General features: G+C 35.3%; 3 protein-coding genes and 1 pseudogene. 2 read left to right on the top strand and 2 right to left on the bottom strand.

Annotation, left to right across the window (positions count from 1 at the left end):
• The first annotated feature begins 60 nt into the window (after positions 1-60).
• The gene (gene gshB, locus IHO40_RS05365; protein ID WP_225537110.1) at positions 61-981 is read left to right on the top strand and encodes a glutathione synthase; all 921 of its coding nucleotides are present in this window, start codon (positions 61-63) and stop codon (positions 979-981) included.
• Here gshB and IHO40_RS05360 read toward each other — a convergent pair.
• A pseudogene (locus tag IHO40_RS05360) lies at positions 978-2,001 on the bottom strand (UDP-N-acetylglucosamine--N-acetylmuramyl-(pentapeptide) pyrophosphoryl-undecaprenol N-acetylglucosamine transferase). The gene gshB and the pseudogene IHO40_RS05360 overlap by 4 nt on opposite strands.
• Positions 2,002-2,339: 338 nt before the next feature.
• Here IHO40_RS05360 and IHO40_RS05910 point away from each other — a divergent pair.
• Positions 2,340-2,471 (top strand): hypothetical protein, encoded by a 132-nt coding sequence (locus IHO40_RS05910; protein WP_255586016.1) that lies wholly within the window; start codon positions 2,340-2,342, stop codon positions 2,469-2,471.
• 1 nt (position 2,472) lies between these two features.
• On the opposite strand, the gene lpdA is transcribed toward IHO40_RS05910, so the two are convergent.
• On the bottom strand, positions 2,473-3,858 hold the full coding sequence (gene lpdA / locus IHO40_RS05355) for a dihydrolipoyl dehydrogenase (protein ID WP_225537109.1): 1,386 nt from the start codon (positions 3,856-3,858) through the stop codon (positions 2,473-2,475).
• Between the last annotated feature and the right edge of the window lie 356 nt (positions 3,859-4,214).

Genomic DNA, 4,214 nt, shown 5'->3' with positions numbered 1-4,214 from the left:
TTACGCCATTAATGGAAATTTAGTTCCCAGTGGCAATTTTATGTCAAAGGTGATGTACAAATGAGAGTAGCTTTTCAAATGAATGAAAATATAAACTTTGAAACTGACACCACATTTGCATTAATAAAGGAGGCACAAAGGAGGGAGCACGAAGTTTTTTTCTATGTCCCTAACAATTTAGCACTAAAGTTAAATCAGCCAATCGCTCTTGCTCAGAAAGTCAGCGTTAAAGATTTTAGTTTCATCTCTAAAAAAGATGTAACCATCAATTTGAGTGAAATGGATATCATATTTATCAGGCAGGATCCACCCTTTGATGTGCGTTATATTACAACCACCTATATTTTAGAAAAAACTAGCGCATTGGTAATTAATAATCCAACAGAGATAAGAAACTGTCCCGAAAAACTAATTACTTCACTGTTTCCAGAACTAACTCCACCAACTTTAATTACTGAGAATGTATCGATGATTAGAGATTTTTACCATAATTACAGAGATATTATTCTGAAACCATTGTATAGCTATGGAGGAAACGATGTAATAAGAATACAAGATGAAAACAGTATTCAAGTAGTAGTTGAACTCATGATCGCAAAATATGAGTGTCCTGTAGTTGTACAGGCATTTTGCAAAAATATAGACAAAGATAAAAGAATATTATTACTCGATGGCCAACCAATTGGAATAATGAAACGAGTTCCAAGAGATGGAGAGATTAGAACAAACTTGCGGCTCGGAGCAAGTTTTGGACCTGCTCAAATGAACGATAGAGACAATGAAATATGTAATAAAATTGGCCCTGAATTAAAGAAAAGAGGGCTAATATTTGTTGGTATTGACATTATAGGTAGCTTTCTTCTCGAAATTAACACAACTTCACCCACGGGAGTAGTTTTCATCAACGAATTATATAATACATTGCTAGAAAGAAATCTTTGGGATACATTCGAAGAAAAAGCAAGCAGCCATACCCGTTAACTAAATTCTTGAGCTATTACATTAATAAACTCAGTAACCCCATTCCTTATTCTTGTTCTCTTAGTATTATTAGCCATATCACGCAATTTTTGACTATTTTGTAATAGATCAACTAGCAACTCTCTTAAGCTTTTTTTCACTTCACTATTTTGCTCAACTATTACAGCTGCCCCTGAATCTTCAATATATTTTGCGTTATAAAATTGATGACTATCTTTTGAGTGAGGATAAGGAATATATATAGCGGGGCGCTCAGCAAGAGTGATTTCCGCTATCGAGGTTGCTCCTGCTCTGCTAATTATCAAATGAGCACTCACTAGCCTACTTTCCATATCGTTAAAAAACTCACTCAATTCACAATAGATCCTTTCACTCTCATATAGGCCCCTAACTCTGTCCATATTTTTCTTCGTACATTGCTGTGTTACTCTAATCTTTCCTTTCATTTCAGTAGGCAGATTACAAATTACGTTACTCACTATATTATCAAAAAAACTTGCGCCTTGACTACCTGCTATTATTAATATGTTTAGGGTTTTCTCAGTACAAGAATAGCCTTGCGCCTTTATATTAACGAAATTCCCTGTAAAAACACATTTACTGCTCCTCGCATATTTAGTTTCTGGAAAGCTAGTTGCAATTAATTTAGCACTTTTGGAAAAGAATCTGTTTACTCTCCCTAAAACTGTATTTTGTTCATGCAAAATTATAGGTATAGAGAGAATCTTTGCTGCAAGAAGAGTTGGAAAAGAAGCATAGCTACCAAAACCAATGACTAGTTTTGGCTTCAACTTTCTTATTTGATACAGTGCCAACACACAACTATATATCAAAAAACTTAAATTTATTGCTGCTTGGTTTATATAACGGCAGGGTATAATTTTCCATATCAGTATTTTTATCCGTTTTTTTATCAGTAAATAATATGCTATTATATCCTTGTATCTTTAGTGCTCCTGCTAAGGTTATAGCTGGAAAAATGTGTCCACCTGTACCACCTGTTGCTAGAATGATATCCATTTGTGTATAGTAAATTAATACTAGATTGTCGACCATTACTTAACAATTTGCATGTAAAATTTTACTAAGCTTTATGATATGGGATCAGAAATGTCTGAAAACAATAGTAAAAAAGAATCTAACGTGAAAAATAAGCCTTAAGGACAAGGAGAAGGCAAAAGCGGAAATTTTCTATGACTGTTAAAAAGATATAATAAAAGCTCTCTTCAATTCAGTCGGTGATCTACCTCAGCAAGAGCAATGTAAAAATTACAATCAGTAAGAAGGTAAGATATGAGTACTGGAACAACAGTCAAGCAAAGTGGTAAAAAAAATCCAGAGGATCTTAATCAAAAGCAGTGAAAAAAGCAGCTGAAGGGTTAAAAGAAAGGTTACAGAAATCTGGTGCTGGTAATCAACCTGTCGGAGTTAAAATACCCAGTCAAGCTACAACTCAAAATATTGATGATGTTAAAGCAATGAAACGCTAATTCAACTGTTTAACGATTCATCGTCCGCTGCAAGAACCGATTCGTGTATCATTTCTGAAATGGTTGGATGAGGAAAGACCGTAGACTTCATGTCGGAGTCTGTTCCTTCCAGCTGCTTTGCAAGAGCAAAATTGCTGATTAACTCTGTTACTTCTGCTCCTATCATGTGAGCGCCAAGAAGTTCGCCTGTTTTTTTATCAACCACTGTTTTTACTAACCCTTCGGTTTCACCGAGTGCAATGGACTTACCATTAAAATTAGCATGAAATTTTCCTATCTTTATATTATACCCATTTTTTATTGCCTGTTCTTCAGTAAGGCCAACACTTGCTATCTGCGGGTGAGAGTAAGTGCAATTTGGTATGCACTCTTTTTTTAACCTACGAGGACTTTTGTCAGCAATCTTTTCAACGCAGATCACAGCTTCATGACTTGCCTTATGCGCTAAACACGGTGGGCCAGCTACATCACCTATCGCATACATCTTAGGTTCGCTCGTTTCATACCATTCATTCGTTTCAATAAAACCAGAAGAGCTTAATTTAATTTCTGTATTTTCTAACCCTATATTTTCAGTGTTTGCCTGAACGCCAACTGCAACAATTACTCTATCGAATTCTTTGCTCTCACCACTACTTAGTTGCACCTGAGTAGAGCCTTTATTTTTAGTAAAAGTTTTTACACTATTGTTTGTATATATCTTTATTCCCTGTCTTGTAAGTATTTCTTGCGCTAAATTTGAAATCTCTCTGTCTTCCAATGGTAAAATAGTGTCTTTTACTTCTACAATTGTTACTTCAACTCCCAAAGTACTATAAAAACTTGCAAATTCTACTCCGACTGCACCAGATCCTATAACTAGTAGTGATTTTGGCAATCTATCCGGAATCATAGCATGCTGTGCATTCCATATTAAATTTCCATCTATCTCTATTCCAGGCAGGTTCCTCGCTCTCACACCTGTTGCTAAAATAACATGCTTGGAAACAATTTCTTGTTCCTCCTTACTATTGAAGATTTTTATGGTATAGTTACCAGCAAGTTTACCAAGTCCTTGGTGAATTTTGACGTTATTCTTCTTCATCAAATACGCAACACCTTTTGATAACTTATCAACGACTTTTCTTGAGTATTTCACTATTGACTGAATATCAAAGCTTGTATCTTTTACTTTTATACCAAATTCCTCTGATCTTCTTATTAATCTATAAATTTCAGATGCTCTAAGCAGAGATTTTGTTGGTATACAACCCCAATTTAGGCATATACCACCTAAATTCTTCTCTTTCTCAATAATCGCAGTTTTAAACCCAAGCTTCGCTGCTCTAATTGCAGCCATATAACCACCAGGACCGCTACCTATAACAGTAACATCATACTCACTCATCAGTTTTCTTTGTATTAAAAAGACTATATATAACAGACGGAATCTATATAATCAACGGCGTTACCTCGTGTCATTCAAGTAGATGGCACTAGAATCCAGCCCTCATTTAATCCCATTGAAAACTTTGTGTTTTTACATAAGACTACTTTTATGTTTACCAACCTAATAAAATTCCTAGATTCCAGCGTCACACGCTGGAATAACAAAGTTATGGATTGTCATCCAAGTAGCCCCTCCTCCTGTCATTCAAGTAGCCCTTTTCCGTCATCCCAATGCCTCCTTTTCTTGTCATTTATGGCCCTTTTATGATAGTCAGGAATAATCAAAAAAACACAAAATCTACGACTTGACGAAAG

Source organism: Wolbachia endosymbiont of Mansonella ozzardi (assembly GCF_020278625.1).
GTDB lineage: Bacteria > Pseudomonadota > Alphaproteobacteria > Rickettsiales > Anaplasmataceae > Wolbachia.
Note: the sequence above shows the minus strand (reverse complement) of the source record. Positions and strands in the feature narration are given on the sequence as shown.